The organism is Streptomyces sp. NPDC056128, assembly GCF_042263835.1.
In the GTDB taxonomy this organism is placed as follows: domain Bacteria; phylum Actinomycetota; class Actinomycetes; order Streptomycetales; family Streptomycetaceae; genus Streptomyces.
Window position 1 is genome coordinate 822,255 of the sequence record NZ_JBHJVQ010000001.1, and the last position, 26,500, is coordinate 848,754.

General features: G+C 72.6%; 26 protein-coding genes and 1 tRNA gene. 24 read left to right on the forward strand and 3 right to left on the reverse strand.

The genetic code is table 11. The features are described 5' to 3' along the window. The first annotated feature begins 26 nt into the window (after nucleotides 1–26). From ACFC1X_RS03620 to ACFC1X_RS03640, 5 genes are all read left to right on the forward strand, one after another. Nucleotides 27–794 carry a PIG-L deacetylase family protein gene (locus ACFC1X_RS03620; protein WP_376348386.1) on the forward strand — a complete coding sequence of 256 codons (768 nt, stop codon included), beginning with the start codon at nucleotides 27–29 and terminating at the stop codon, nucleotides 792–794. Next, a complete protein-coding gene (locus ACFC1X_RS03625; RefSeq protein ID WP_376348388.1) occupies nucleotides 791–1,531 on the forward strand; it encodes a 4-carboxy-4-hydroxy-2-oxoadipate aldolase/oxaloacetate decarboxylase in 741 nt (246 codons plus the stop codon). Before ACFC1X_RS03620 ends, ACFC1X_RS03625 begins: the two co-directional genes overlap by 4 nt. Then, nucleotides 1,528–2,643, forward strand: coding sequence for a 4-oxalomesaconate tautomerase (locus ACFC1X_RS03630; protein WP_376348389.1), 1,116 nt, complete (start codon nucleotides 1,528–1,530; stop codon nucleotides 2,641–2,643). The genes ACFC1X_RS03625 and ACFC1X_RS03630 overlap by 4 nt, the downstream gene beginning before the upstream one ends. Continuing rightward, nucleotides 2,624–3,574, forward strand: a complete 951-nt coding sequence (locus tag ACFC1X_RS03635; RefSeq protein ID WP_376348391.1) for a VOC family protein — start codon at nucleotides 2,624–2,626, stop codon at nucleotides 3,572–3,574. The genes ACFC1X_RS03630 and ACFC1X_RS03635 overlap by 20 nt, the downstream gene beginning before the upstream one ends. 123 nt (nucleotides 3,575–3,697) lie before the next feature. Next, on the forward strand, nucleotides 3,698–5,026 hold the full coding sequence (locus ACFC1X_RS03640) for an MFS transporter (RefSeq protein WP_376348393.1): 1,329 nt from the start codon (nucleotides 3,698–3,700) through the stop codon (nucleotides 5,024–5,026). Between the two features lie 657 nt (nucleotides 5,027–5,683). Here the strand turns inward: ACFC1X_RS03640 and ACFC1X_RS03645 are convergent. Both ACFC1X_RS03645 and ACFC1X_RS03650 read right to left on the reverse strand, forming a co-directional pair. Beyond that, nucleotides 5,684–6,643 (reverse strand): bile acid:sodium symporter family protein, encoded by a 960-nt coding sequence (locus tag ACFC1X_RS03645; protein WP_376348395.1) that lies wholly within the window; start codon nucleotides 6,641–6,643, stop codon nucleotides 5,684–5,686. 87 nt (nucleotides 6,644–6,730) lie between these two features. After that, nucleotides 6,731–7,141: a cupin domain-containing protein gene (locus tag ACFC1X_RS03650; protein ID WP_376348396.1), complete on the reverse strand. Its 411-nt coding sequence runs from the start codon at nucleotides 7,139–7,141 to the stop codon at nucleotides 6,731–6,733. Between the two features lie 228 nt (nucleotides 7,142–7,369). On the opposite strand from ACFC1X_RS03650, the gene ACFC1X_RS03655 reads away from it, so the two are divergent. The 12 genes from ACFC1X_RS03655 to ACFC1X_RS03710 all read left to right on the forward strand — a co-directional run bounded on the left by ACFC1X_RS03655 (nucleotide 7,370) and on the right by ACFC1X_RS03710 (nucleotide 18,460). Beyond that, a complete protein-coding gene (locus tag ACFC1X_RS03655; protein WP_376348398.1) occupies nucleotides 7,370–7,966 on the forward strand; it encodes a carboxymuconolactone decarboxylase family protein in 597 nt (198 codons plus the stop codon). Further along, complete coding sequence (locus ACFC1X_RS03660; protein ID WP_376348400.1) at nucleotides 7,963–9,489, forward strand: sugar ABC transporter ATP-binding protein; 1,527 nt, start codon at nucleotides 7,963–7,965, stop codon at nucleotides 9,487–9,489. The genes ACFC1X_RS03655 and ACFC1X_RS03660 overlap by 4 nt, the downstream gene beginning before the upstream one ends. Next, nucleotides 9,486–10,505, forward strand: coding sequence for an ABC transporter permease (locus ACFC1X_RS03665; RefSeq protein WP_376348402.1), 1,020 nt, complete (start codon nucleotides 9,486–9,488; stop codon nucleotides 10,503–10,505). Before ACFC1X_RS03660 ends, ACFC1X_RS03665 begins: the two co-directional genes overlap by 4 nt. A gap of 52 nt (nucleotides 10,506–10,557) precedes the next feature. Continuing rightward, nucleotides 10,558–11,538 (forward strand): sugar ABC transporter substrate-binding protein, encoded by a 981-nt coding sequence (locus ACFC1X_RS03670; protein ID WP_376348404.1) that lies wholly within the window; start codon nucleotides 10,558–10,560, stop codon nucleotides 11,536–11,538. A gap of 54 nt (nucleotides 11,539–11,592) precedes the next feature. Next, nucleotides 11,593–12,540: a LysR family transcriptional regulator gene (locus ACFC1X_RS03675; protein WP_376348406.1), complete on the forward strand. Its 948-nt coding sequence runs from the start codon at nucleotides 11,593–11,595 to the stop codon at nucleotides 12,538–12,540. Nucleotides 12,541–12,613: 73 nt separating this feature from the next. Beyond that, nucleotides 12,614–13,534, forward strand: coding sequence for a VOC family protein (locus ACFC1X_RS03680; RefSeq protein ID WP_376348408.1), 921 nt, complete (start codon nucleotides 12,614–12,616; stop codon nucleotides 13,532–13,534). 20 nt (nucleotides 13,535–13,554) lie between these two features. Further along, nucleotides 13,555–15,003: an NAD-dependent succinate-semialdehyde dehydrogenase gene (locus ACFC1X_RS03685; RefSeq protein ID WP_376348410.1), complete on the forward strand. Its 1,449-nt coding sequence runs from the start codon at nucleotides 13,555–13,557 to the stop codon at nucleotides 15,001–15,003. Next, a complete protein-coding gene (locus tag ACFC1X_RS03690; RefSeq protein WP_376348412.1) occupies nucleotides 15,000–15,773 on the forward strand; it encodes a fumarylacetoacetate hydrolase family protein in 774 nt (257 codons plus the stop codon). Before ACFC1X_RS03685 ends, ACFC1X_RS03690 begins: the two co-directional genes overlap by 4 nt. Further along, the gene (locus ACFC1X_RS03695) at nucleotides 15,770–16,141 is read left to right on the forward strand and encodes a VOC family protein (protein WP_376348414.1); all 372 of its coding nucleotides are present in this window, start codon (nucleotides 15,770–15,772) and stop codon (nucleotides 16,139–16,141) included. Before ACFC1X_RS03690 ends, ACFC1X_RS03695 begins: the two co-directional genes overlap by 4 nt. A gap of 25 nt (nucleotides 16,142–16,166) precedes the next feature. After that, nucleotides 16,167–16,952, forward strand: coding sequence for an alpha/beta fold hydrolase (locus ACFC1X_RS03700; RefSeq protein ID WP_376348416.1), 786 nt, complete (start codon nucleotides 16,167–16,169; stop codon nucleotides 16,950–16,952). Further along, the gene (locus tag ACFC1X_RS03705) at nucleotides 16,949–17,428 is read left to right on the forward strand and encodes a heme-binding protein (protein WP_376348418.1); all 480 of its coding nucleotides are present in this window, start codon (nucleotides 16,949–16,951) and stop codon (nucleotides 17,426–17,428) included. Before ACFC1X_RS03700 ends, ACFC1X_RS03705 begins: the two co-directional genes overlap by 4 nt. A 3-nt stretch (nucleotides 17,429–17,431) precedes the next feature. Further along, a complete protein-coding gene (locus ACFC1X_RS03710; protein WP_376348420.1) occupies nucleotides 17,432–18,460 on the forward strand; it encodes a methionine synthase II (cobalamin-independent)-like protein in 1,029 nt (342 codons plus the stop codon). Nucleotides 18,461–18,488: 28 nt separating this feature from the next. Here ACFC1X_RS03710 and ACFC1X_RS03715 read toward each other — a convergent pair whose 3' ends face one another. Continuing rightward, nucleotides 18,489–18,776, reverse strand: a complete 288-nt coding sequence (locus ACFC1X_RS03715) for a putative quinol monooxygenase (protein ID WP_376348422.1) — start codon at nucleotides 18,774–18,776, stop codon at nucleotides 18,489–18,491. Nucleotides 18,777–18,977: 201 nt separating this feature from the next. On the opposite strand from ACFC1X_RS03715, the gene ACFC1X_RS03720 reads away from it, so the two are divergent. The 7 genes from ACFC1X_RS03720 (at nucleotide 18,978) to ACFC1X_RS03750 (ending at nucleotide 26,414) form a co-directional block, all read left to right on the forward strand. Next, nucleotides 18,978–20,447 (forward strand): aldehyde dehydrogenase family protein, encoded by a 1,470-nt coding sequence (locus ACFC1X_RS03720; RefSeq protein WP_376348424.1) that lies wholly within the window; start codon nucleotides 18,978–18,980, stop codon nucleotides 20,445–20,447. Next, complete coding sequence (gene lhgO, locus ACFC1X_RS03725; protein ID WP_376348426.1) at nucleotides 20,440–21,639, forward strand: L-2-hydroxyglutarate oxidase; 1,200 nt, start codon at nucleotides 20,440–20,442, stop codon at nucleotides 21,637–21,639. The genes ACFC1X_RS03720 and lhgO overlap by 8 nt, the downstream gene beginning before the upstream one ends. Nucleotides 21,640–21,780: 141 nt before the next feature. Continuing rightward, nucleotides 21,781–22,641 (forward strand): amidohydrolase family protein, encoded by an 861-nt coding sequence (locus ACFC1X_RS03730; RefSeq protein ID WP_376348428.1) that lies wholly within the window; start codon nucleotides 21,781–21,783, stop codon nucleotides 22,639–22,641. Between the two features lie 11 nt (nucleotides 22,642–22,652). Next, nucleotides 22,653–24,377: a thiamine pyrophosphate-dependent enzyme gene (locus ACFC1X_RS03735; RefSeq protein WP_376348430.1), complete on the forward strand. Its 1,725-nt coding sequence runs from the start codon at nucleotides 22,653–22,655 to the stop codon at nucleotides 24,375–24,377. An 18-nt stretch (nucleotides 24,378–24,395) separates the two neighbouring features. After that, a complete protein-coding gene (locus ACFC1X_RS03740) occupies nucleotides 24,396–25,481 on the forward strand; it encodes an Ldh family oxidoreductase (RefSeq protein ID WP_376348432.1) in 1,086 nt (361 codons plus the stop codon). 45 nt (nucleotides 25,482–25,526) lie between these two features. Then, nucleotides 25,527–25,600: transfer RNA gene (locus ACFC1X_RS03745), tRNA-Pro, on the forward strand. 139 nt (nucleotides 25,601–25,739) lie between these two features. Next, a complete protein-coding gene (locus ACFC1X_RS03750; RefSeq protein WP_376348434.1) occupies nucleotides 25,740–26,414 on the forward strand; it encodes a glutathione S-transferase family protein in 675 nt (224 codons plus the stop codon). The last annotated feature ends 86 nt before the right edge of the window (nucleotides 26,415–26,500 follow it).

The following is a 26,500-nucleotide window of genomic DNA, read 5'->3' on the forward strand; positions in this document are numbered from 1 at the left end:
CCCCTGTCCAGCAAGGAGACCCGAGCATGACCCACGGCAACGCGCCCGCCGCCGTCCCCCGTTCGACACTCGCCCGTTCGACCCTCGTCGTCACCGCGCACGCCGGTGACTTCGTGTGGCGGGCGGGCGGCGCCATCGCCCTGGCCGCCGCACGCGGGGAGCAGGTCACCATCGCCTGCCTGACCTTCGGCGAGCGCGGCGAGTCCGCCAAGGCATGGCGGGAGGGGAAGACGCTGGCGGAGATCAAGGCACTCCGCCGGGACGAGGCCGAGCGGGCCGCCGCCGCCCTCGGCGCCGAGGTCCGCTTCTTCGACGCCGGCGACTACCCGCTGACCGCCACCCCCGAACTGACCGACCGGCTCGTCGAGGTCTACCGCGCCACCCAGCCCGACGTCGTGCTCACCCACCCCGTCGAGGACCCCTACAACGGCGACCACCCGGCCGCCAACCGCCTCGCCCTCCAGGCCCGCGTCCTCGCCCAGGCCATCGGCTACCCGGCCGAGGGCGAGATCATCGGCGCCCCGCCCGTCTTCTACTTCGAGCCCCACCAGCCCGAGATGAGCGGCTTCCGGCCCGAGGTGCTGCTCGACATCACCGAGGTGTGGGAGACCAAGCGCGAGGCCATGGAATGCCTCGCCGCCCAGCGGCACCTGTGGGACTACTACACCGACCTCGCCGTCCGCCGCGGTGTCCAGCTCAAGCGCAACGCGGGCCCCAACCTGGGACTCGCCCACACGACCATGGCCGAGGCGTACATGCGCCCCTACCCGCAGATCGCGAAGGAGCTGGCATGAGCGGCGTCGTCGTCACCAACCCCCCGAAGGCCGACGCCGCCGACGTCGAGGCGCTCGCCGGGTACGGCGTGGCCACGGTCAGCGAGGCGATGGGCCGCACCGGACTGCTCGGGCCGGAACTGCGCCCTGTCCAGCAGGGCGTACGGATCGCAGGCACCGCCGTCACCGTCCTCGGCTGGCCCGGCGACAACCTGATGATCCACGCCGCCGTCGAGCAGTGCGGCGAGGGCGACGTCCTGGTCGTCACCACCACCTCCCCGTCCACCGACGGCATGTTCGGCGAGCTGTTCGCCACCGCCCTCCAACGGCGCGGCGTACGCGGCCTGGTGATCAACGCCGGCATCCGCGACACCCAGGAGCTGCGGGAGATGGGCTTCGCCGCCTGGTCCCGCGCGGTCAGTGCCCAGGGCACGGTCAAGGCCACCGGGGGCTCCGTCAACGTCCCGGTCGCCGTCGACGGCCAGGTGATCCGCCCCGGCGACGTGATCGTGGCCGACGACGACGGCGTGGTGGTCGTCCCCCGCGAACGGGCCCGGCGGACCGCCGAGGCGTCCGAGGCCCGCGAGGCGAAGGAGGCCGGTGCCCGCGCCGCCTTCCTCGAAGGCCAACTGGGCCTGGACCGCTACGGGTTGCGCGAGAAGCTCGCGCAACTCGGCGTGACCTACCAGTCGTACGAGGAGTACGAGGAGTACGAGGAGTACGAGGAGTCCACGGCCGCCGCCGGGGAGCCGTCATGAGCGCCCCCGAGGAGGTGCGCTGCACACTGATGCGCGGCGGCACCTCCAAGGGCGCCTACTTCCTCGCCGGCGACCTGCCCGCGGAACCCGCCGCCCGAGACGCCCTGCTGCTGCGCGTCATGGGCAGCCCCGACCCGCGCCAGATCGACGGGCTCGGCGGCGCCCACCCGCTGACCAGCAAGGTCGCCGTGGTCTCCGGCTCGGCCGACCCGGACGCCGACGTCGACTACCTGTTCCTCCAGGTCGCCGTGGACGCGCCCGAGGTCACCGACCGGCAGAACTGCGGCAACCTCCTGGCCGGGGTGGGCCCGTTCGCCGTGGAGCGCGGACTCGTCCCGGCCGGGGACACCGAGACGTCCGTACGCATCCGGATGCTCAACACCGGTGAACGCGCCGTCGCGACCTTCCCGACCCCGGGCGGGCGTGTCGACCCCACCGGCACCGCGGCGATATCCGGGGTGCCCGGGACCGCCGCGGCGGTCGTCATCGAGTTCCCGCAGGGCACCGGCCCGCTGCTGCCCACGGGCAACGTCCGCGACACCGTCGCCGGCACCGAGGTGACCTGCGTCGACAACGGCATGCCGGTCGTGCTGATCCCGGCCGTCGCGCTCGGGGTCGGCGGGTACGAGACGCCCGCGGAACTGGAGGGGGACGCGGCGCTCGCCGGCCGCCTGCGCGAGATACGGTCGGCCGCCGGGCACCTGATGGGCCTCGGCGACGTCGAGGGCACCACCGTGCCCAAGCTCACCCTGCTGGCCCCGCCCCGGGACGGCGGCGCGGTCGCCACCCGCACCTTCATCCCCGTGCGCTGCCACACCTCCATCGGCGTGCTGGGCGCGGCGAGCGTGGCCGCGGGCCTGCGCCTGCCCGGCGGGGTGGGGGAGGGGATCGCGCGACTCCCCGACTCCGGCGACCGCGTGCGCGTGGAACACCCCACCGGCTTCCTGGAGGTCGACGTCCAGGTCGACCCCGGTCCCCCCGTGGTCCGGCGTACCGCCGTCGTACGCACCGCGCGCAAGATCTTCGACGGCACCGTCTTCCCCCGGTCCGCCGCGGCGGCGCCGATCCCCGCACAACGCCCTGGAGGGCACCATGACTCCGCCGCTCGGTGACATCGCCCATGTCGGCCACGCCCAGCTGTTCACCCCCGACCTGGACGCCAGTGTCGCCTTCTTCACCGACTACCTCGGCCTCACCGTCAACGGCCAGGACGGCGACACCGTCTACCTGCGCACCTACGACGACTACGAGCACCACAGCCTGGTGCTCACCGCCCGCGAGCGGGCCGGCCTCGGCCGCCTCGCCCTGCGCGCCTCCGGCGAGGAGGCGCTGCGGCGCCGGGTGGCGGCCCTGGAGGCCGCGGGCCGCCCGGGGACGTGGGTGGAGGACGAACCCGGCCTCGGCCCGCTCTACGTCACCACCGACCCCGACGGCCACGAACACGCCCTGTACTGGGAGAGCGAGCACTACCGGGCGCCGGAGGAGCTGCGGCCGGCACTGAAGAACCAGCCGCAGGCCAAACCCAACCGGGGCGTGGGCGTACGGCGGCTCGACCACGTCAACTTCCTCGCCGCCGACGTCCTCGCCAACGCCGAGTTCCAGGAACAGCTCCTCGGTGCCCGGCCCACCGAGCAGATCCGCCTCGACTCCGGGCGGATCGCCGCCCGCTGGCTGACCTTCACGGACAAGTCGTACGACGTCGTCTACACCGAGGACTGGACCGGCTCCTCCGGGCGCCTGCACCACATCGCCTTCGCGGCCGACACCCGCGAGGACATCCTGCGCGCCGCCGACCTCGCCATCGACACCGGCGTGTTCATCGAGACGGGGCCGCACAAGCACGCCATCCAGCAGACGTTCTTCCTGTACGTCTACGAGCCCGGCGGCAACCGCGTCGAGCTGTGCAACCCGCTCACGCGGCTGGTGCTGGCGCCCGACTGGCCGCTCGTCACCTGGACCGAGGCCGAGCGCGCCCAGGGGCAGGCGTGGGGCCTGCGGACCATCGCGTCCTTCCACACCCACGGGACACCGACAGTCGACTGACAGGGGGCGCACAGCGCGGGCGGAGATTGTCAACAAAAGCGTTGACACTTTGGAGTGGGGTCCTTAGCGTCGCCCCCACACAGTCCCCTCCAGGCACCGCCTCCTGGACGAGAGGAAACAACGATGTCCTCCTCACCCGCGCTGTCCGCCCGTGGCACCAGACTGGCCCTGCTGGTCGTCGGCCTCTGCTGGCTCGCCGTCCTCTTCGACGGCCTGGACATGTTCATCTACGGCTCGGTGCTGCCCCACATGCTTGAGGAGAAGGCCCTCGGCATCACCTCGGGGCAGGCCGGCGACCTCGGCAGCTACGCCACCTTCGGCATGCTGGTCGGCGCGCTCACCGCGGGCACGGTGGCCGACCGGATCGGCCGCAAGAAGCTGATGGTCTCGTGCGTCGCGCTGTTCTCGCTGGCCTCCGGGCTCTGCGCGGTCGCGGACGGCGTCACCGTGTTCGGCCTCGGCCGGACCCTGGCCGGCGTCGGCCTCGGCGGCCTGCTGCCGACCGCGATCAGCATGGTCTCCGACTACGCCCCGCGCGGGCGCGGCGCCCTCGTCATCGGCCTGCTGATGACCGCCCATCACGCCGGCGGCATCCTCTCCGCCTACGTGGCCCTGTGGATCGTGGAGCCGCTCGGCTGGCGCGCCGCCTTCTGGGTCTGCGTGGTCCCGCTGCTCTTCGTCCCCGTGCTGCTGAGGTACCTGCCCGAGTCGCTGAGCTTCCTGGTCGCCCAGGGCCGGACCGACCGAGCCCACGAACTGGCCGCCCGCTACGACGTAGAACTCCCCGCGGCCCCCGCCTCCTCCGCCACCACCGCCCGCTGGGAGAACCTGGCCAACCTGTTCCGCGGCCGCGAGTGGATCCAGACGCTGCTGTACTGGCTGGCCTCGTTCGGCGGGCTGCTGCTCGTCTACGGCGTCGCCACCTGGCTCCCGACCCTGATGCGCAACGAGGGCTACGAGCTGGGCTCCGCGCTTACCTTCGTCGTGCTGTTCAACCTGGGCGGCATCGTCGGCATGCTGGTCGCCGGCCGCGCCTCGGACCGCTTCGGCGCGCCGCGCATCTCGGCGATCTGGTTCGCGCTGACCGCCTGCGGCGTCTTCCTGCTCAGCGTCCACATGCCGTCGGCACTGACCTACGTGGTCGTCTTCCTCACCGGCGTCTTCCTCAACAGCGCGCAGACCATGATCTACGCGACCGTCTCCATCGGCTCCGCCCCGGCCAACCGCGCCACCGCCGTCGGCTGGACCTCCGGCATGGGCCGCTTCGGCGCGGTCTTCGGCCCCTGGCTCGGCGGCCAGCTCCTCGCCGCGAACAAGGGCGACTGGGGCTTCACCGCCTTCGCACTCGCCGGCTTCTCGTCCATGGTCTTCATCGGCGTAGCGGCCCTGCGCACGACACGACACGAGGCTGCCGCGAGGCGGGGCGACAAGGATCTGATCGCCGCGCACTGAACGCCTGCGGCGGGGGAGGGGGCTTGGGTTGGTGCGGGTGCGGGTGCGGGTGCGAGTGCGGGTGCGGGTGCGGGTGCGTCGCGTGCTCCTGCGCGGCCGGTGCGGCACGGTAGGGCGGTGGGCACCGCGCCGTACCGGCCGGGTGAGGCGAGGGGCGTAGTGGAGGGCCAGGGGAGCACGCGGCAGCGTCCCGGGATGACTCAGGTGCTCGTTCGCGACGCTCGCCGCCGGGGCGGTACGTCCGCCCGAGCGGCGCAGCCCGGCGGTACTTCCGGCCGGCGCGTGTGACCGGGACGGCACGTCCCACTGAGCCGCGTGACCGCCGCGACCGGGTCACGCGGGCGCGACGGTGCTCCGCGCGGGGCGCGGGGGAGGCCGCCCCCGGTGCGTGCCCGCACCGGAGTCAGGGACGAGGCCCGTCACACGGTCGGCCCGGACGGACCGGTGGGCGGGCATGGGGTCCGGTCCGGCCGACGGCCGGTCACGGGGCTGGTCCGGTTGAAGGGGTGGCGGGCAAGGCATTGGCCTGGCCGACGGCCGGTCACGGGGCTGGCCCGGTTGAAGGGGTGGCCGGCAAGGCATTGGCCCGGCCGGCCACCGGTCATGCGGTCGGCCCGGTCGACGGGTGCGCGGCCCCGGACCTGCCCGCCGGGCGCCCTATCGCCCCCGGCGTGACATCCACGCGGCCGTCAGGGCGCCGGAGATGTTGTGCCAGACGGAGAAGACCGCGGCGGGGAGGGCCGCCAGGGGGCTGAAGTGGGCCGTGGCCAGGGATGCTGCGAGGCCGGAGTTCTGCATGCCTACCTCGAAGGCCATCGCCCGGCTGCCGGGTTCACCGAGCCGGCCGAGGCGGCCCGCCCCGTAACCGAGGGCCAGGCCGAGGCCGTTGTGCAGGACCACCGCGACGAACACCAGTCCGGCGGCCGACTTGATGGCGTCCGCGCTGCCCGCGACGACCACCGCGACGATCACGGCGATCGTCAGCGCCGACAGCCAGGGCAGCGCAGGAAGCGCCCGCTGCACGTACCGCCCCGCGAGCAGCCGTACGACGACGCCCGCGAGGACCGGCAGCAGGACCGTCTTGAGGATGTCGGTGACCATGGACCCGGCGTCCACCGGAAGGTACTCGCCGGCCAGCAGCAGCGTCAGCGGCGGAGTGACCAGCGGCGCGACCAGCGTGGAGACGGTGGCGACGGAGACCGAGAGGGCGACGTCACCGCGCGCGAGGTACGTCACCACGTTGGAGGCCGTACCGCTGGGCGCGCAGCCGACCAGGATGACGCCGGCCGCGAGCTGCGGGGGAAGGTCGAGCAGGTGGGCCACGGCCCAGCCGAGCCCGGGCATGATGACGTAGTGCGCGACCAGTCCCAGGGCCACCGCCCAGGGACGCTTGGCGACCCCGCGGAAGTCCTCCGGGGTCATGGTGATGCCCATGCAGAACATCACGACGCCCAGCAGGTACGGCACGGCATCGCTCCACCCGGTGAAACTTCCGGGGAGCAGCAGGCCGAGCGCGCCGGCCACGAGGACGAGGATCGGGAAGACGGTCACGGCCCGCCGCGCGGAGCGGTCGGCGGTGACGTCGGTACTGGCCTGTTCGGGTCGTTCGGTTCGCACCGTGCGAGGTAACGCCTGGTCGGGCGCATGACGCAAAGCCGTCTCGCGATGTGATCATCGGTACGGGTGCGAGACGGCGGCCCGCGTTCAGTCGCGGCCCATCCGGTCCCCCTCCGACAGGTGCTCCACCGTCCGGCCGGTCTCCGTGAACGTCCGCGTCACATGCCCCGAGGAGTACACCCACAGAATGCGCAGCGGCGTGTTCCCGACGTTGCGGAAGAGGTGCGGCACGGGAGAGGGGATGTAGGTCGTGTCGAACCGTTCCAGCCTCGTCACCTCGCCGTCGACCCACACCTCCGCCTCGCCGTCCAGGACCGTCACGTGCTCGTCGCAGTTGTGCGAGTGCAAAGGCGCCCCGGAACCCACCGGGTAGACGCTCATGCCGCTGGTGATGCGGTTCTCCCCACCCGCCGACGGTGTGGTGATCAGGGGCGTGGTCACGACTGCGCCACCCCGGTCGAGCAGGGGCACCGACGCTGCCTTGATGATGGTGGTCATCCCGGATTTCCTCTCCAGTCGGGCGTTTCGCGACGACCGACGTTAGGCCGCGCCCGCGCGAATCGGTGCCCTCCGGAGTGCAGGTTTACGTTGCAGTCCGAGAGGGGTGAGCATCTTCCACCCGGCTGTACCGTCACCTGTCATCGCACGGCTCTCGCCCCGTTGCGGCAACTCGCCGGAAAGAAAAGCCGGAAAGAAGTGCCGAAAGAAAAGGCAGGTATCGGCCAGATGAGACTCCCCGTTCTCACCGAAGAGGAAATGGACCAGCGGCAGCAGGAGTTGGCCGCTCGGATCGCCGGCCGCCGCGGTGCGGTCCGCGGCCCCTTCCGGGTCTGGCTGCACAGCGCGGACATGTGCGAACGGGCCGAGTCCCTCGGCGCGTTCGCCCGGTTCGACTGCGGTCTGCCCCGGCACCTGCGGGAGCTGGCCCTGCTGATGGCGGCCCGCAATTGGGACGCGCAGTACTCGTGGAACGCGCACGTGCGCCAGGCGGTCGAGGCCGGGATCCCCGAGTCCGCCGTCGAGGCCATCGCGCAGCGGCGCGAGGCCGCCTTCGACGATCCGGCGGACACGGCCTTCTACCGGTTCTGCCGCGAGGTCCTGGAGGAGCACTTCGTCTGCGACGCGACCTTCGCCGACGCGCTGGCGCACTTCGGGGCCAAGGGCCTGGTCGACACCATCGGCGCGCTCGGCAACTTCACCATGCTCGGCATGTGCCTGAACACCTTCCAGGTGGACCTCCAGCCCGACCGGGAACCCCCGTTCCCGGACGTCCGCGGCTACGGCCGGGTCGCCGCCCCCGGGACCGACGGGACGCGGCCGTGACACCGGCCGCACCGGCCGAACCGGCCGCCGGGCCCGACCCGGTCGTCCGCGTGCGCGGGGTCACCAAGAGCTTCGGCGGAGCCGCCGCGCTCAAGGGCGTCGACCTCGACCTGTACCCCGGCGAGATCCACGCCCTCATGGGCATGAACGGCGCCGGCAAGTCCACCCTCGTCCAGGTGCTGTGCGGCGTCCACCGGCCCGACGCCGGCACCGTCGAGATCGGCGGCCGGGTGCGGGACGGCCTGACCGTGCGCAGGGCCCGCGGTCTCGGCCTCTCCTCCGTGCCCCAGCGCCGGGAACTGGCCCCGGGCCTCACCGTCGCCGAGAACATCATGCTGGGCGACCTGCCGACCCGCCGTTTCGGCGCCGTCGACTGGAAGGCGGTCCGCGCCCGGGCCGGGGCGGCGCTGTCCCGCCTCGGCCTCGACATCGACGTGCACCGCGTCGCGGGCTCGCTGACCGTCGCCGAGCAGACCATGGTCGAGGTGGCGCGGGAGGTCCGCCGCGGCGGCAGGGTGCTGATCCTCGACGAGCCGACCGCGTGTCTCGGCGCCGAGGACGCCGACCGGGTCCGCGCCCTGGTGCGCACCCTGCGGGACGAGGGCGTCGCCGTCGTCTACATCTCCCACTACATAGACGAGGTCATGTCCCTCGCCGACCGGGTCACCGTCCTGCGCGACGGCACCCTGGTCCGCAGCGCGCCGGCCGCTGAACTGGACCCCGCCTCACTGGTCCGCGGCATGGTCGGCCGGGAGGTGGTCTCCACCCGCCCCGAACGCCCCGCGCCCGCCGGCGAACACGGACTCGTCGTCCGCGGACTCGGCCACGGCCGCGCCATCCGCGACTTCACCGTGGAGGTGCGCAAGGGCGAGATCGTCGCCGTCCTCGGCCCCGCCGGCGACGCCCAGTCCCGCCTCTTCGACCTGCTGTCCGGACGACAGCGCCCCGACACCGGCGAGATACGGGTCGACGGCCGGCCGGTGCCGCCCGGCCGCATCCCCGCCTCCCTCGCCGGCGGACTGCGCTGCGTCACCGGCGACCGCCGCTCGCTCGGCCTGGTCCAGGGCATGACCGTGGACGAGAACCTGATGCTGGCCGGTGACCGCCTCGCCCGGCGCAGACTGCACCGGACCGCCCGCCTCGCCCGCCGGGCCGCCCCCGTGCGCGACACCTACGGCGTCGTCGCCCTCAGCGGCAACCCGCCGGTCGGCTCACTGTCCGGCGGCAACCAGCAGAAGGTCCTGCTCGGCAAGTGGCTGGAGACCGACCCGGTCGCCTGCTTCCTGGAGGACCCCACCAACGGCGTCGACGTCGCCGCCATGGCCGACATCCACGCCCTCGTCGACGGCCTCGCCGCGCGCGGTGTCGCCGTCCTGCTCGCCTCCTCGTCCGCCGAGGAGGTCATGCGCCTGGCCGACCGGGTCGTCGTGGTGAGCGCCGGCCGCACGGTCGCCGAACACGACATCACCGCCATCACCCGCGACCAGCTCGTCGCGACCGCACTCGGAGGTCGACCGCAGTGAGCCTCAAGACCCCCTCCGCCGCCCCGGACGCCACGGCCGGCACCCCCCGGCGCGCCGGCACCCCCGGGCTCCGGGCCCGCGGACCGCTCCACGTCCAGCACGGCGGACTCGTCCTCGTCCTGGTCCTCGTGTGCGTGTTCACCGCCGTGCAGGCCGACGCGTTCACCTCCTCGCAGAACCTGCTCAACGTGCTGCGCCAGGTCAGTGTCAACGCCGTCATCGCGGCCGGCCTGACCCTGCTGATGACCGCGGGCGGCATGGACTTCTCCATGGGCAGCAACGCGGCCGTCACCCTGTGCGTGGGCGCGCAGCTGAGCGACGGCGGCTGGTCCACGCCCGCGGTGGTGGTCGTCTGCCTGGCCCTCGCCACGCTGATCGGACTGGTCAACGGGCTGGTGGTGACGTACACCAGGGTCGCGCCGTTCGTGGCCACCCTGGCCTCGGCGATGCTGCTTGACGGTGTCGCCCTGCTGGTCCTGGACGGCATGAGCGTCACCATCGGCGACAAGATGTCCGCGCTCGGCAACGACGAGGTGCTCGGCGTGCCGTACCTGACCGTCGTGGCGGTCCTGGTCCTGGCGCTGACCGGCGTGACGATGCGGTTCACCACCTTCGGCCGCGACGCCTACGCCATGGGCGGCAACGAGCACGTCGCCCGCCTGAGCGGCATCAACGTCGACGCCCGCAAGCTCGCCCTGTACGCCCTCGCCGGTGTGCTGGCCGGCCTGGCCGGGCTGATGCTGCTCTCCCGGCTCGGCGCCGCCGCGCCCAACACGGCGGGCCTCCAGACCCAGTTGACCGCCGTCGCCGCCGTGGTCATCGGCGGGACCTCGCTCGCGGGCGGCCACGGCACGGTCGTCGGCACCGTCTTCGGTGTGGTCCTGCTAGGGGTCGTCGCCAACGCCCTGAACCTGCTCCAGGTCAACAGCAACTACCAACTCGTGGTCACCGGCGGCGTACTCCTGGTCGCGGCGGTCATCAACGAGTTCCAGCGCAAGTCCTCCCCAGGCCATTAGCACCCCCCTCCGCAAGCACCTTCTCTTCGACGACGCAGGAAAGGCCCGCCCCATGAAGTCCACCGCTCCCTCCCACCGCCGTGCCGCCGCGGTCTCGTTCGCCGGGGCCGTCGCCCTGGTCCTCGCCGGATGCGGCTCGGAGAGCGACAGCGGGGGCGCCGCCGACGGCTCCGTCTCCCTCGGGTTCGTCAACGGCTCCAACACGCACTTCCACACCTGTCTGCTGCGCGCCGTGGAGCGGGAGGCCGAGGCCCGGAACGCCAAGGTCTACTCCGCCAACTCCAAGCAGGACGCCGGGACCGAACTGTCCAACATCGAGGACATGATCGCCCGGAACGTGGACGCCCTGATCGTCCAGACCGTGAACGTCGACGCCCTGGAGGGCGACATAGCCAAGGCCAAGGGCGCCGGCATCCCCATCTACCTCACCTCCGTGGCCACCTCCGACATGGCGGACGTGCTCGGCGCCGCCGTGGTCGACCTGAAGAAGGTCGGCGCCATGGACGCCGGGTGGATCGCCAAGGACGCGGGTGGCAGGAACGTGACCGTCGGCGTTGTCGCCGGCGCCCCTGGTGCCGCCTCCGACCTGCTGGTCGGCGGTTTCGAGGACGCGCTGCCGAAGACCGCGAAGGTGGTCGCCAACCAGCCCGGCATGTTCAACCCCGCCAAGGCCCAGGACGTCGCCGAGAACATGATCCAGTCCCATCCCGACCTCGACTACGCCTTCGTCGCCAACGAGGAGATGGCCCTCGCCGTCCGCAAGGCCTTCGACGCCGCCGGCGCCGAGGACGTCAGGATCGTGTCCGTCAACGGCACCGAGGAGGGCGTCGCGGCGGTCGAGGACGGGCGTCTCTCCGCCACCGTCGCGAACTCCGCGATGACCATCGGGCAGACCGCGGTCAGGAGCACCGTCTCGCTGCTGGACGAGGAGCAAGGCGGTGACGACCAAGGTGTTGACAAAATCTCCGACATTCCTCTTGTCTTGGTCACCAAGGAAAACCTGAGCGAGGCTCCCCAGTACTGCCCCAAGTAGGGCCCCCACCGGGAACCGGCGTCCGACTCAGCGTCGGGCCTTGGGAGGAAGAACATGGACCGCCTGCTCCTCATGCACAGCTTCGTCACCGTCGCCCAGGTCGGCAGCTTCAGCGGGGCCGCCAAGAAGCTCGGCTCGTCGGGCTCCCTCGTCTCCCGCCACGTCGCCGAACTGGAACGCCAGGTGGGGGTCCGGCTGGTGAACCGCACCGCCCGGTCGGTGAGCCTGACCGAACCCGGGCGGCGCTACGCGGACTTCGCCGCCCGCATCCTGGACGAGATCGAGGCCGAGGACGCCGGGATCGCCCAGCTCCACGACCGCGCCGAAGGCACGCTCAGCGTCATCTGCCCCAAATGGATAGGCAGCCTCGATCTCGGCGACGCCATCGCCGCGTTCTCCGCCGCGCATCCCAAAATCCAGATCCGTTTCGAACTCGGCGGAATGTCGGACCGTACCTACGATTTCCTGGACAGCGGATTCGACATCGCCTTCCACACCCGGGACCTCAGGGACTCGAGCGTCCGTTTGAAGAAGATCTCCTCGCTGCCCTTCGTCCTGTGCGCCTCGCAGGAGTACACGGAGCGGCACGGCTCGCTCGCCCACCCCAACGACCTCGCCGCCCACGACTGCCTGGTGCACGTCAACGACCCCGTGTGGCGGATCGGCCACGGCCACGCGAGCACCCTGCACAAGATCCGCAACATCGCCTTCTCGTCGAACTCCTACATCGCCCTCCAGAAGGCCGCCGTGCACGGCCGCGGCATCGCCCTGCTGCCCCAGCGGCCCGCCTACGACGACCTGGTCTCCGGCGCCCTCCAGGTGCTGCTGCCCGAGCTGGCGGTGCCGGACCGCCCCCTGTTCGCCATCTACGGACCCGGCCGGGACACCCCGCGCAAGGTCAGCGTCTTCCTGGACTTCCTCGCCGGCTGGTTCTCCCAGAACCCGATTCCCGCTCTTCGCGCGTCATCGCCCACCACGGCGCAACAAACGATTGCGAACTGAGCGGGCCCCGGCCCATTGAGGCGCCCGAGACGGCGAACCTACGCTCGCCGGGCGAGACGGAAACGAGGAATCCATGGGAATCCAGAGAATCGAATCGGTCACCTACGGCATCGACGACCTTCCCGAATGCGTCACATTCTTCGAGGACTTCGGCCTTCTCCCGGTGGAGCGGACCGACGAGCACGCGGTGTTCGAGACACGCACCGGACAGACCCTCCACCTCGACACCGCACCCGGCCCCCCGCTGCCGCCCGCCGTGGAGAGCGGACCCACCCTGCTTGAGGTCGTCTGGGGCGTCGACACCCGGCAGGAACTCGACCGCCTGGTGGCCGCGGCCGGCCGGGACCGCGAGGTCCGGGAGAGCGCCGACGGCACGCACCACACCGTCGACCACAGCGGCTTCGGCGTCGGACTCACCCTCGCCCGGCCGAAGCGGGTCACCGTCGCACCCCGCCGCGCCAACACCCTGGGCGCCGTGGTCCGCTGGAACGAGGCCCTCACCCCGGTCACCCGCGCCCACCCCCTGCGCATGTGCCACGTCGCCCTCAACATCACCAAGGCCGGCCGGGAGGAGGCCGTCGCCTTCTACACCGACCGCCTCGGCTTCCGGCCCACCGACGTGGTCGAACCCATGGGCGTCTTCATGCGGGCCCCCGGCGACGACGACCAGCACACCATGCTGCTCTGCCACCGCCCCGACCGGACCGGCGTCAACCACGTCGCCTACGAGGTCCCCGGCTTCGACGACGTGATCGAGGGCGGCAACTTCATGATCGGGCGGGGCTGGCGCGAGGCCCGCAGACTGGGCCGCCACACCATCGGCTCCAACGTCTTCCGCTTCCTGCACGCCCCCTGCGGCGGACGCGTCGAGTACGCCGCCGACATGGACCGGGTCGACGACACCTACGAGACCCGCGTCCACGAGACCACCCCGCCCCACCACATCTGGGCCCTGCGCACCAACCGCGACCAGGACGACACCGTCCCGTCCTGACCCTGAGAGGGCACACATCCATGACCACCGATCACGGCCACCCCGCCGCCCGCATGTACATCGCGGGCCAGTGGTGCCAGGGGGCCACCGGCGACACCGCCCCCGTTGTGGACCCGGCCACCGAGGAGGTGATCGGGGACGTACCCCTGGCCGCACCGGCCGACCTGGACCGGGCGCTCGGCGCCGCCGCCGAGGGCTTCGCGGTGTGGCGCGCCACCCCCGTCGCCGAACGCACCCGCGTCCTGCACCGCGCCGCCGACCTGATCGCCGAACGCGCCCCGGACATCGGCCGCGTCATGACCCGGGAGCAGGGCAAGCCGCTCCACGAGTCGACCGGCGAGGCCCGGCGCACCGCCGAGACCCTGCGCTGGCACGCCGACGACGCCCGCCGCGCCTACGGCCGCATCATCCCCTCGGACCCCGGCACCCTCCTGACCGTCCGGCGCGAACCCATCGGCCCGGTCGCCGCCTTCGTCCCCTGGAACTTCCCCGTCGGCGGACCCAACCGCAAGATCTCCTCCGCGCTCTCCGCGGGCTGCTCCCTCGTCATCAAGGCCTCCGAGGAGACCCCGGCCACGGCGACGGAACTGGTCCGCTGCTACGCCGACGCGGGCCTGCCCACCGGCGTCCTGAACCTGGTCTTCGGCGAACCCGCCGAGGTCTCCGCCCACCTGATCTCCTCCCCGGTCACCCGCCTGGTCGCCTTCACCGGCTCCGTCCCGGTCGGCAAGCTCCTCGCGGCCAGGGCCGGCGAGGTCATGAAGCCCGCCCTGATGGAACTCGGCGGCCACGCCCCGGTGATCGTCTGCGCGGACGCCGACCCCGTGACGGCGGCCCGCAGCGCGGCCCGCGCCAAGTGGGCCAACGCCGGGCAGGTCTGCACCTCCCCGAGCCGGTTCCTCGTCCACGAGTCGCTCGTGGACGCGTTCACCGACGAGTTCGTCAGGGCCGCCGAGGCGGTCGTCGTCGGTCACGGGCTGACGGAGGGCACCACCATGGGCCCACTCGCCAACGAGCGCCGCCTCGAGGCCATGGAGCGGCTCACCGCCGACGCCGTCGCCCGCGGGGCCAAGGTCCGCACCGGCGGCGAGCGCCCGGACCGCCCCGGCTACTTCTTCCCCCCGACCGTCCTCACCGACGTACCGACGGACGCGGCACTCCTCTCCGAGGAACCCTTCGGGCCGCTCGCGCCGATCCTGCCGTTCCACGACCTCGACGAGGCGCTCGCCACCGCCAACGCGCTGCCCTACGGACTGGCCGCCTACGGCTTCACCGGCTCCGCCGCCACCGCCGAGAGACTGTCCGGCGAACTCCAGGCCGGCATCCTCTCCCTCAACCACTGCGGCGGCTCCGTCCACGAGGCCCCCTCCGGCGGCGTCAAGGACAGCGGCTACGGCCGCGAGGGCGGACCCGAGGCCCTGGACGCCTACCTGGTCACCAAGCGCGTCTCCCACCTGCTGGCGCCATGAGGTACGCACGCGTCTCGGCCGGCGGGCGGGCGGTCTGGGGCCGGGTGGGGGAGGAGCACGTCGAGCTGCTGTCCGGCTCCCCGCTCGAAGCGGCCCGCCCCGACACCATCGGCACGGTGCCGCGCGCCGACGCGCACTGGTTGCCGCCCGTCGTCCCGCCCGTCTTCTACGCGGTCGGCATGAACTACCCCCGGCACATCGCCCACGCCGGCGCCCCGACCCCGCGCCGGCCCGAGGTCGGCTACCGGGCCAACAACGCGCTCACCGGACACCTCTCACCGATCGTCAGACCGGCCGGGGTCACCGGCCGCTTCGAGGCCGAACCCGAACTCGTCGCCGTCATCGGCCGCACCCTCAGACACGCCGGCCACGACGAGGCCCGCGAGGCGGTCTTCGGCTGGACCATCGGCAACGACGTCAGCGCCCGCGCCTGGCAGCACCAGGACCGCACCTTCTGGCGCGGCAAGAACAGCGACACCTTCAAACCGATGGGCCCCTGGATCGAGACCGACGTCGACGCCCTCGCCCAGACGACGACGCTCCGCGTGAACGGCGAGACGCGCGCCGCGTACCCGACCGGCGACATGGTCTTCGACCCGTACGACCACATCGTCGAGGTCACCAGGCACATCACCATGCACCCCGGTGACGTGCTCTGGATGGGCGCCGAATCCGTCTGCCACCTCGAACCGGGCGACACCGTCGACGTAGAGATCAGCGGCATCGGCGTGCTGTCCAACCCCGTACACACCGAAGGGAACCCGTCATGAGCGCAGCGCCCCGCTACATCCATCACGTCAACTTCCCCACCACCGACCCCGACCGCACCGCCGACTGGTACGCCAAGGTCTTCGGCATGAAGCGGATCATGCCCAAGTCCAACACCCGCGTGGTGCTGATGACCCGGGGCACCTTCGACCTGCACTTCACGCCGGTCGAGGAGATGGAGCGCATGGCGCCCTACCACTTCGCCGTCGAGGTCGACGACTGGGACGACTTCCTCGCCCACCTCGGGGAGCTGGGCATCCGCCACACGCGACCCGTCCAGCGCCCCGAGAACCAGTCCAAGTTCTGCTACATCCACGACCCCGACCACACCATGATCGAACTCGTGTACCACGCCAAGCGGCCCAACTGAGCACGCCCGCTGAGGAGTTACTTCCATGCCCTACGCCGACTCCGACGGCATCTCCCTCTACTACGAGCGCCACGGCAGCGGCCCGGCGATCCTGTTCGTGCACGGCAGCGGCGGTCACCACGCCGCCTGGTGGCAGCAGGTCGCGGCCCTGCGCGAGGAGTTCACCGTCGTCACCGTCGACCTGCGCGGATTCGGCAGGTCCGACAGCTCCATGCCCGAGTTCGACGGCCAGGACTTCCCCAGCGACGTCGTCGCGGTCCTCGACCGGGAGGACCTCACCGACGTGATGCTCGTCGGCCAGTCCATCGGCTCCGTCGCCGCCCTCCGCGCCGGCCTCCTGCGCCCCGGACGCGTCGGCTCCGTCGTCCTCGGCCACTCCCTCGGCGGCATCAGCCACCCCGAGCTGAGGGAACTCGCCGCCGGCGACCGCGCCGAGGCCGTCAAGCTGCCGGTCGTCGACCGCCTGCTGACCAAGGCGTTCCAGCGCGAGCGCCCCGACCTCACCTTCCTCTTCCAGCAGATGGGCACCTTCAACGTCGCGAAGATGCAGGACCTGCGCAACCTCGACACCGACGGACCCTCCCTGGACGAGATACGGGCCTCCGGCGTCAAGGTCGCCTTCCTCGCCGGTGAGAAGGACGCGGTGCTCGGCGTCAAGACCGTCACCCGCGCCCACGAACTGCTGCCCGGCTCGCACCTGGAGATCGTCCCCGGCGCCCCGCACTCCATGTACTGGGAGACCCCGGAGCCGTACAACGCGGCCGTCGCCCGCCTGCGCCGCACCCTGACCACCCCGAAGGAAGCCGCATGAGCAACATCAGCCTCGACGCCGCCGAGGAGATCATCGCCGCCGCCCACCTGCGTGCCCGGGCGATCGGCAAGGCCGTGAGCGTCGCCGTCGTCGACGCCGGCGGATTCGTCGTCGCCGTCCGCCGCCCCGACGGCGCCCGCCCGCTCACCCCCGACATCGCCCGGGCCAAGGCGTACACCGCGGCCGTCATGCAGCGCCCCGGGAGGATGCTGAAGAAGTGGCAGGAGAGCCAGCCCGTCTTCTTCTCCCAGCTCTCCCAGCTCCCGGGGGCCGCGCTGCCCATCCTCGCCACCGAGGGCAGCGTCACCATCAAGAAGGACGGCGAGGTCATCGGCGGCCTCGGCATCGCGGGCGGCACCGCGGAGGAGGACCAGGTCATCGCCGACGAAGTCCTCGAAGCGCTCGGCTACGAACTGGAGTTCGCCGCCTGGGGTGTCGCCGGCACGCCCGCCGGCGACGCCGGAAAGGACGCCTGACCCATGGCCGACACCTTCAACTACCGCATCGACCACCACGGCAGCCTGGTCCGCCCCGCCGAACTCGTCGCCGCCCGCGCGGCCGGCGACCCCGAGGCGCTGCGGGCCGCCGAGACCCGCGCGGTCGAGGAGGCGGTGGCCCTCCAGCGCAAGCTGCGCTGCACGGTCGTCACCGACGGCGACCTGCCGCGCGAGGACTTCCGCACCGCCGTCCTCACCAGCGTCACCGGCTTCCGCCGCACGGACCGGACGGGCCCCGACGGCCTGGTCCGCTGGGTCGCCGAGTCCCTGCCGAAGGCGAACGGACCGCTGCTGCCCGGCTACGGCACCCGCCTGTCGGGGCTGACGGTGATCGCGCCGAAGGCGACGCTGCCGTCCCCGGCCTACCTCGCCGCCACCACCTTCGAACCCGGCCTCGGCCCGGCCTCCGCCCGTGAGCTGGGCGAGGCGCTGGCGGAGATCGTCCGGGCGGAGATCGCGCTGCTGGTCTCCGAGGGTGTACGCCTCGTCCAGCTCGACAACCCGCTCCTGCTGGACCACCTCGCCACCGACCCGTCCGCCCCCGGCGCTCTGTCCTTCGAGGACGCCCTCGCGGTGGACGCGGCGGCGGTACGGCCGGCCGAGCGCCCCGAAGGCGTCCGCGTCGGCGTCGCACCCGGCTGGACGGCGCCGGACGCCGTGGACCGGGCCCGCGCCGAGCGCCTCTACGCCACCGTCCCCGCGGACCGCTGGGTGCTGCCCTTCGACCGCGGAACCGACGCCGAACTGGACCTCGTACGGGCGCTGCCCGAGGACCGGGACGTGTGCCTGGGCGTGGTCGACGCGACCACACCCGAGCTGGAGGACATCGACACGGTGATGAAGCGGATCGACACCGTCGACACGTTCAAGGACATCGAGGACGCGGCCGTGGCGCCGTCCCGCGGCTTCGCCGACGTGGCGGCCCGGCCGCTCCTCGACGCCGGGGACCAGCGCCGGAAGCTGGTGCTGGTGGAGACGGTCGCCCGCTACTGCTGGGGCAACGAGTTCTGAGGACGGCCACCCTTGAGGAAGGCCGCCCTCACAACGTCTCGGCGAAGGTCACCGACCGCTCCGTCAGCAGCGGCCACACGGCCTTGACGATCTGCTCCTCGAAATGCGGCGCCGCCTTGTGCGCAGCGAACCCGGCGGCGTCGTCGTAGCACTCGTACAGCAGGAAGCCGCCGGGCTCGTCCACGACGGCGTGCACCTCGTACCGCTGGTTCGCGGGCTCCGCCCGGGTCGCCTCCCGCGCCCTCAGCAGCGCGGCACGCACCGCGTCCGCGTCGGCGGGTGCGCAACGGTAGTGGGCGACCAGTGCGTAGGCCATGTCTGGGCTCTCCTCGGCTCCCGGCGGCGCCGTGCGCGCCGTCCGGCCCGTCGATTCCAGCACGGACCGACCCGCGGGCGGCCCGCGCACGACGCAACCAATGCCTGCCGCCACGGGCCTGGTGAAGCCACCCCCGCATGGTGTGTCGTCGCGGTCATCCGCACCGCGGCCGACGTGCCGACGTAAGGAAGAAGTGATCCGATGCGCACTCTGGAAACGCTCCTCGGCGGAGAGTGGACGACGACCGGCGACTGGATCGACGTCCACGACCCGGCCGACGTCCGCACCCCCTTGGCCCGCGTCCCGGCCCTGTCCGCGAAGGACGTCACCCGGGCCTACGACCACGCCGAGCGGGCCTTCCCCGGCTGGAAGCGCGCCGGCCCCTTCGAGCGGGCCGGCGTCCTCACCCGCGCCGCCCGGCTGATCCGCGAACGCCTGGACGCGATCGCCGCCGACGTCACCGCCGAGAACGGCAAGACCCTGGCCGAGGCCCGCGGGGAGGCCGGCAAGGCCGCCGACTTCCTGGACTACTACGCCGGGCTCGCCCGCCAGGGCTACGGCACCCTCCTGCACGACGCCCGGCCCGACACCCGCACGTACACCCAGCGCGAACCCATCGGCGTCATCCTGGTCATCAGCCCCTGGAACGACCCGCTGATCACCCCGGCCCGCAAACTCGCCCCGCTGCTCGCCACCGGCAACGCGGCCGTCCTCAAACCGGCCACCGAGACCCCGGCGTCGGGCCTGCACCTCGCCCGCGCCCTGCACGACGCGGGCCTGCCCGCCGGCGTCCTGAACGTCGTCACCGGCCGCACCGCCGAGATCGAGGAAGCGCTCCTCGACGACCCCCGGATCGCCGGCATCACCTTCACCGGCTCCAACGCCGTCGGCAACCGCATCCGTCGCCGCCTCGCCGACCGGAGCGTCCGCTTCCAGGGCGAGCTGGGCGGCAAGAACGCCTCCGCCGTGCTGAAGGACGCCGACCTCCCCGCCGCCGCCCGGTCCGTCGCCGCCGCCTCCTTCGGCCAGGCCGGCCAGCGCTGCACCGCGACCAGCCGGGTCGTCGTCGAACGCCCGGTCTACGAGGAGTTCACCCGCCTCCTGGTCGCCGAGGTCGAGGCGCTCACCGTCGGCCCCGGCGGCGACCCGGCCACCACCCTGTGCCCGCTGGCGAGCCCACGGCAGCGCGACGCCGTCCTCGCCGACCTGGACCGCGCCGTCGAACAGGGCGCCACGGTGCTCACCGGCGGCAGGGCGGACACCGGCGGCGAGCGCGCGCACGGCTGCTACGTGCTGCCCACCGTCCTCGCCGACGTGCGCCCCGGCACGGACCTCTGGCGCGACGAGGTCTTCGGCCCGGTCCTCGCGCTGCGCGCCGTGGACGACTTCGCCGCGGCCGTCGACGCGGTCAACGACTCCGACTACGGGCTCGCCGCCGCCGTCTTCACCCGCGACCTCGCCCGCGCGTACCGCTTCGCCGACGAGGCCGAGTGCGGCCAGGTCGCCGTCAACACCACCACCACCGGCTGGGACGTCCACCTGCCCTTCGGCGGCTTTCACGACTCGGGCACGGCCTACAAGGAGCAGGGCGAAGAGGTCCTGCGCTTCTCCACCCGGGTCAAGACGGTCGCCGTCCACTTCGGCCCGGCGGAGGGGGAGACCGATGGCTGACGAGACGGTCGGCGTCGTCGGCGCCGGCATCGTGGGCCTGGCCACGGCCCGCGAGATCGCGCTCCGGCGCCCCGGCACCCGCGTCGTCGTGTTCGAGAAGGAACAGCGGGTCGCCGAGCACCAGACCGGCCACAACTCCGGCGTCGTGCACGCCGGTATCTACTACACACCCGGCAGCCTGAAGGCGGAGCTGTGCGTGCGCGGGGTGTCCCTGCTGCGCGAGTACTGCCAGGACCGCGGGCTGCCGTACCGGGAGGTCGGCAAGCTCGTGACCGCCGTCCGCGCGGACGAACTGGACCGCATGGACCGCCTCTACGAGCGCGCGAAGCACAACCACGTGCCCGATCTGCGCAAGGTCTCCAAGAACGAGATCAAGGAGCTGGAGCCGCACGCCGGAGGCATCGCCGCCCTGCACTCCCCGCGCACGGCCATCACCGACTATCCGGCGATCGCCCGCGAGTTCGCCCAGGACGTCACGGACTCCGGCGGCGAGGTCAGGCACGGCTTCTCCGTCACCGGCATCGCGCACCCGACCGGCGGGGTCGAGGTCGCCTCGGCGCGGGAACGCGTGCGGGTCGACCGGCTGATCCTCTGCGCCGGCCTCCAGTCGGACTCGGTCGCGCGGCTCGCCCGGGACCGGCCCGAACCCCGGATCGTCCCGTTCCGGGGCGAGTACCTGCTGCTCCGGCCGGACCGCGCCCACCTCGTACGCGGCCTGGTCTACCCGGTGCCCGACCCCCGCTACCCGTTCCTCGGCGTGCACTTCACACCCCGCGTCGACGGCACGGTGGAGGTCGGACCCAACGCGGTCCTGGCCCTGGCCAGGGAGGGGTACCGGCTCACCGACGTCTCCCCGCGCGACCTGCTCGGCCTCGCCGCCTACCCCGGCACGTGGCGGATGGCGGCCCGGCACTGGCGCACCGGCCTCAAGGAGTACCGGGGCGCGCTGTCCACGGCCGCCTTCATGAAGGACGCGGGCCGCTACGTCCCCGGCGTCGGCCCGGCGGACGTGGTCCGCGGGGGAGCGGGCGTCCGGGCCCAGGCCCTGGACCGGGACGGCACCCTCGTCGACGACTTCCGCATCCACCGGGCCGGCCGGGTCACCGCCGTGCGCAACGCGCCCTCCCCGGCCGCCACGGCCTCCATGGCCATCGCGGAGCACATCGCCGGCGCGGTCTTCGGCGACGCCTGACGCACCCCGGGAACGCCCTGCGTGCGGCTCGTTTCCGCGCAACTACAGCTTGCGCGCCGGGCTCTCGGCAAGGCCCCGCCGTCCGCCTAGCGTTCCCCGCGCAGCACCTCACCACCCCGTTCGAGAAAGCGAGTTCACCCCATGTTCGTCGTCGACACCCAGATCCACATCTGGACGGAAGAGACCCCGGACCGCCCCTGGGTCCCGGGCGCCCGCGAGCGCATCCGCCTCAACGGCCACCGCGAGGACCCCTTCTCCTACGAGGAGGCGCTGGAGCTGATGGACGAGGCCGGCGTCAACCGGGCGCTGATCCTGCCGCCGTCCTGGGAGGGCAACCGCATCGACTACGCCCTGGAGGCCTGCGAGGCCCACCCGGACCGCTTCGGCATCATGGCCCGCGTCCCGCAGGACAACGAGGCCGAGGGCACCGCGATGCTGACGGACTTCGCCCAGAACCCGCACGTCAAGGGCGTCCGGCTCACCTTCCACCGCCCGCAGGACCGCAACTGGATGATCGACGGCACCAACGACTGGTACTGGCCGATCGCCGAGCAGCTCGCCATCCCCACCATGGTCCACGCGCCGATCTGGAAGCGGGAGCTGGGCGAGATCGCCGCCAAGCACCCCGAGCTGAGGATCATCATCGACCACATGGGCATCATGGCCCGCTGCGTGGACGACGCGATCGGCTACTGGGTGTCGGAGACCGCCGACCTGGCCGCCCACCCGAACATCTACGTGAAGGTCTCGGCGCTGCCGGGCTACTCGACGCAGCCCTTCCCCAACAACAACATCCAGAAGTACGTCCGCGAGATGGTCGACCGGATGGGCCCGCGGCGCTGCTTCTACGGCACCGACATCACCCGCCTGCTCGGACACGGCATCACCTACACCGACACCATCGAGCAGTTCACCAAGCACTGGGACTTCACACCCGACGAGCTCGAATGGATCATGGGCCGCGGCATCTCCGAGGTCCTGAACTGGCCGTACGAGGGCTGAGGACACACGAGATGACGACGGACAGCACGAACGGGCCGAGCCCCGAAAGCCGTGACGGCGGCGACGCGCTCGTGAGCGCCCTCAACGCCCTCGGCGCCGACCACGTCTTCTGCTCCTCGGGCTCCGAATGGGCCCCGGTGTGGGAGTCCCTGGCCCGGCGCCACCGCGACGGTGCGCCGGCACCGGAGTACCTCGACCTCACCCACGAGACGGTGGCGGTCGGCATGGCCACCGGCTACGGACTGATCAGTCGCCGCCCGCAGGCCGTACTCCTGCACGCTGCCCCCGGCCTGCTCCAGGGCTCGATGGCCGTGCACGGGGCGCTCCTCGCCGGTGTCCCGATGCTGGTCGCCTCCTCCGAGTCGACGACGTACGGCGACGGACCGGGCCAGGACCCGGGCGGCCAGTGGTACCGCAACCTGTCCGTCGTCGGCGGCCCGCACCACGTGGCCCAGCCGTTCACCAAGTGGGCCAATGAGGCAGCCGACATCAGCACCCTGCCCACCATGGTCACGCGGGCCGCGGAGCTGGCCTGGCGGGCCCCGGCCGGTCCCGCCTACCTCAACATCCCGCTGGAGATCCTGCTGGAGGACTGGGACGGCCGCGAGGCCGGGCCCGTCGCCCCGCCGGGCGCCACACACAGCTCGCCCGAAGAGGCCGACGCCGTCGCGGAGTTGATCCGCGCGGCGAAGAACCCGGTGGTCGTCACCGAGACGGCCGGACGCGAGGCGGGCGGTCTCGAGTCCCTGGTCGCCTTCGCCGAGGCATGGCGGATCCCGGTCGTCGAGCCCGACTCCGCGGTGTGCGGCAACTTCCCGCGCACCCACCCGCTGCACGCGGGCAGCGACATCGGTCCGTGGATGGACGAGGCGGACCTGATCCTCCTGGTCAACTGCCGGGCGCCCTTCTATCCGCCGAGCCGCCGGCCGGCCAGGGCGAAGGTCGTCGTCATCGACCAGGTGCCGCAGCGCCCGCACATCGCCTACCAGGTCCTCTTCGCCGACAAATACCTGGAGGGCGACGTCGCGAACACCCTGCGCCAACTGGCCAGGAGGGCCACGGACCTGGACCCGGCCGCGGTGGCCGCCCGGGACGCGGCCCAGGAGGAACGGCACGCCGCCGAGCGGGCGGCCGTCGCCGCCGCCGAGTCCCGGGCCGAGCGGTCCGGGGAGGGCGTCGACCCGGTCCACGTCGCCGCCACCCTGCGCGGACTCCTGGACGGCCGGGACGGCATCGTCGTCGACGAGACCATCACCCACAGCCGCGTCGTCAAACGGCACCTGCGCACCGCCGGACCCGACTCCTACTTCTACGTCCAGGGCGGCCTCGGCCAGGGCATCGCCGTCGCCCTCGGCGTCAAACTCGCCGCGAGGGAACGCCCGGTGGTCCTCACCGTCGGCGACGGCGCCTTCACCTACAACCCGGTGATCCCGTCGTACGACGCCGCCAGGACCTACGACCTCCCGGTGCTGGTCGTGATCTTCAACAACCGTGTCTACAAGTCGATGAACCTCAACCACCGCCGCTTCTACCCCGACGGCGCGGCCGCCGAGACCGGCGAGTGGCTCGGCACCGACCTGCACCGCCTGCCCCGGCTCGCCGCCTTCGCCGAACCGTTCGGGATGCACACCGAGACCGTCGACACCACCGACGCCCTCGCACCCGCGCTGGAGCGCGCGCTGAAGGCCGTCACGGAGGGCACCACCGCCGTCGTCGACGTCCTCGTCACCCGCTGACCCAGGAGACCCCGCACCATGACAGACACCCCCGCCCCCGGGCCGGTCGAGATCCGCGTCCCCGCCGACGACCTGCGCGCCTTCGCCGCCGCCCTCCTGGAGAAGGGCGGCCTCGGCCCCGCACCCGCCCGCACCACCGCCGACGTCTTCGTCTGGGCGGCGCTGCGCGGCGTCGAGTCCCACGGCATCGCACGCGTCCCCGCCTACCTCGACCTGCTCGCCAAGGGCGTCGCCAACGCCACGCCCGGCCTCCGGGTCGAGTCGGCCACCCCGGCCGCGGCCGTGATCGACGCCGACCGCGCCCCCGGTCCGGTCGCCCTGTCCGCCGCCGCCGACGAGGCGGTCGAACGGGCCCGTGCCTTCGGCATCGCCTCCGTCGGCGTGCGCCGCACCGTCCACACCGGCGCCATCGGCTACTACGTCTCCCGGATCGCCGAACAGGGCCTGGTCGGCCTCGGGTTCGTGGCCGGCATGCCCAACATGGGCTACACCGGCGTCAAGGGCGCCGCCGTCGCCACCAGCCCCCTGGCCGTCGCGGTCCCGGCCGCCGACCGCGCCCCGCTGCTGCTCGACATGGCCACCGCCACCATCGCCCTCGGCAGGATCCGCCAGGCGAAGGCCAACGGCACCCCGCTGCCCGAGAACGCCGCCGCCACCGCGGACGGCACCCCCACCACCGACCCCGAGCAGGCGGTCATGCCGCTCCCGCTCGGCGGCGCCAAGGGCTCGGGCATGTCCCTCGCCTTCGAGCTGCTGACCAGTGTCCTGGTCGGCGCGCCGATCCTCTCGTCCTTCCACTCCGACGACCCCGCCGGTCGCGAACACCGGCAGAACGCCCTGCTCATCGCCGTCGACCCGGCCGCCTTCGGCGGGAGCGCGGCCGACTTCACCAAGGCCGTGGACGACACCCTCGGCACCCTGAAGGGCCTGCCGGTCGCGGACGGCGCGGACGGGGTGTACTACCCCGGTGAGCGCAGCGCCGCCGTGGCAGTGGAGCGCGGCGCGCGGGGCGTGCCGGTGGCACCGAAGGTCTGGCGCGAACTGACCCGGCGGGCCGCGGCGCTCGGCGTCACACCGCCGGACGTCGTCCCGTCCCCCGGATGAGGTAGGGTTGACCAGCGCGATCACGGGAATCCGCGGATCGCGCACCGGGACGTGGCGCAGCTTGGTAGCGCACTTGACTGGGGGTCAAGGGGTCGCAGGTTCAAATCCTGTCGTCCCGACGGTGGTGAAGGGTCCTCGCGGGCGACAGCTCGCGGGGGCCTTTTCTTGCTGGGCGGACACCCTCTTGACGCGCCCCGGACCCGGGCCGACACTTCCCGAGTAATCCTAGTGAATAGGTAGGGAAACGTGGGGAGAACCATGTCCGTCACACCGCTCACCCCCGCTCCCGCCTTCCGGGGCCGGATCGGCCGCGACCCGCGCAGCGGGCACTACGCAGTGCCGCGCCGCTACCGCCTCCACCTGTCGCCCGGTCACGACGACTGTCTGGGCATCGCCGTCGTGCACAGCCTTCTCGCCCTGGACGAGATCTGTCCGGTCACTTTCCTGGACCCGGTCCCCGACCGCGCCGACGGCGGCCACTCCGTCCTGCGCCCCCTCTACGAGGCGAGCGCCCACCACTACCGGGGCCCGGCCGTCGCGCCGGTGCTCAGCGACGGCTGGTCCGGCCGGATCGTGTCCACGCACGCGCGCGACATCATGCGCGACCTCGCCCGCTCCTTCACCCCCGCCGCCGGTCCGGTGCTGTACCCGTGCGGTGCCGAGGCGGAGCTGGCGGCCGTCGAGCAGCTGTGCGTCCGGGCCCCCGACCCCGCGGCGCTGCCCGGCGTACTGGACGTCCTGGAGCGGCGCCTGACCGCGCACACCCACGTCGTCGGCGACCGGCTCACCGCGGCCGACGTCGAGGTGTGGGCGGCCCTCGTCCGGCGCGGCGGCCCCGGCCACGGCGCCGACCACCCCGCCCTGTGGTCCCACGTGCGGAACCTGACCGCGCACCCCGCCTTCGGCCGGCACCTCGCGGGCCGTCCCGCCTGACGGAAGGGCGCCGGCACCCGCCGGCTCACGGAAGTCGCCGTGTCCGCCGCCCCCCCGCGGCGGACACGGCATGTGCCGCGGACGTC

Bases quoted from the DNA above. Each gene is read 5' to 3' on its own strand.
- lhgO (WP_376348426.1), top strand. From the start codon at position 20,440: ATGGCTGACGAGACGGTCGGCGTCGTCGGCGCCGGCATCGTGGGCCTG.
- ACFC1X_RS03720 (WP_376348424.1), top strand. From the start codon at position 18,978: ATGCGCACTCTGGAAACGCTCCTCGGCGGAGAGTGGACGACGACCGGC.
- ACFC1X_RS03690 (WP_376348412.1), top strand. From the start codon at position 15,000: ATGAGGTACGCACGCGTCTCGGCCGGCGGGCGGGCGGTCTGGGGCCGG.
- ACFC1X_RS03715 (WP_376348422.1), bottom strand. From the start codon at position 18,776: ATGGCCTACGCACTGGTCGCCCACTACCGTTGCGCACCCGCCGACGCG.
- ACFC1X_RS03735 (WP_376348430.1), top strand. From the start codon at position 22,653: ATGACGACGGACAGCACGAACGGGCCGAGCCCCGAAAGCCGTGACGGC.
- ACFC1X_RS03730 (WP_376348428.1), top strand. From the start codon at position 21,781: ATGTTCGTCGTCGACACCCAGATCCACATCTGGACGGAAGAGACCCCG.
- ACFC1X_RS03685 (WP_376348410.1), top strand. From the start codon at position 13,555: ATGACCACCGATCACGGCCACCCCGCCGCCCGCATGTACATCGCGGGC.
- ACFC1X_RS03670 (WP_376348404.1), top strand. From the start codon at position 10,558: ATGAAGTCCACCGCTCCCTCCCACCGCCGTGCCGCCGCGGTCTCGTTC.
- ACFC1X_RS03640 (WP_376348393.1), top strand. From the start codon at position 3,698: ATGTCCTCCTCACCCGCGCTGTCCGCCCGTGGCACCAGACTGGCCCTG.
- ACFC1X_RS03675 (WP_376348406.1), top strand. From the start codon at position 11,593: ATGGACCGCCTGCTCCTCATGCACAGCTTCGTCACCGTCGCCCAGGTC.
- ACFC1X_RS03750 (WP_376348434.1), top strand. From the start codon at position 25,740: ATGTCCGTCACACCGCTCACCCCCGCTCCCGCCTTCCGGGGCCGGATC.
- ACFC1X_RS03625 (WP_376348388.1), top strand. From the start codon at position 791: ATGAGCGGCGTCGTCGTCACCAACCCCCCGAAGGCCGACGCCGCCGAC.
- ACFC1X_RS03695 (WP_376348414.1), top strand. From the start codon at position 15,770: ATGAGCGCAGCGCCCCGCTACATCCATCACGTCAACTTCCCCACCACC.
- ACFC1X_RS03710 (WP_376348420.1), top strand. From the start codon at position 17,432: ATGGCCGACACCTTCAACTACCGCATCGACCACCACGGCAGCCTGGTC.
- ACFC1X_RS03680 (WP_376348408.1), top strand. From the start codon at position 12,614: ATGGGAATCCAGAGAATCGAATCGGTCACCTACGGCATCGACGACCTT.
- ACFC1X_RS03705 (WP_376348418.1), top strand. From the start codon at position 16,949: ATGAGCAACATCAGCCTCGACGCCGCCGAGGAGATCATCGCCGCCGCC.
- ACFC1X_RS03740 (WP_376348432.1), top strand. From the start codon at position 24,396: ATGACAGACACCCCCGCCCCCGGGCCGGTCGAGATCCGCGTCCCCGCC.
- ACFC1X_RS03630 (WP_376348389.1), top strand. From the start codon at position 1,528: ATGAGCGCCCCCGAGGAGGTGCGCTGCACACTGATGCGCGGCGGCACC.
- ACFC1X_RS03650 (WP_376348396.1), bottom strand. From the start codon at position 7,141: ATGACCACCATCATCAAGGCAGCGTCGGTGCCCCTGCTCGACCGGGGT.
- ACFC1X_RS03700 (WP_376348416.1), top strand. From the start codon at position 16,167: ATGCCCTACGCCGACTCCGACGGCATCTCCCTCTACTACGAGCGCCAC.
- ACFC1X_RS03655 (WP_376348398.1), top strand. From the start codon at position 7,370: ATGAGACTCCCCGTTCTCACCGAAGAGGAAATGGACCAGCGGCAGCAG.
- ACFC1X_RS03635 (WP_376348391.1), top strand. From the start codon at position 2,624: ATGACTCCGCCGCTCGGTGACATCGCCCATGTCGGCCACGCCCAGCTG.
- ACFC1X_RS03620 (WP_376348386.1), top strand. From the start codon at position 27: ATGACCCACGGCAACGCGCCCGCCGCCGTCCCCCGTTCGACACTCGCC.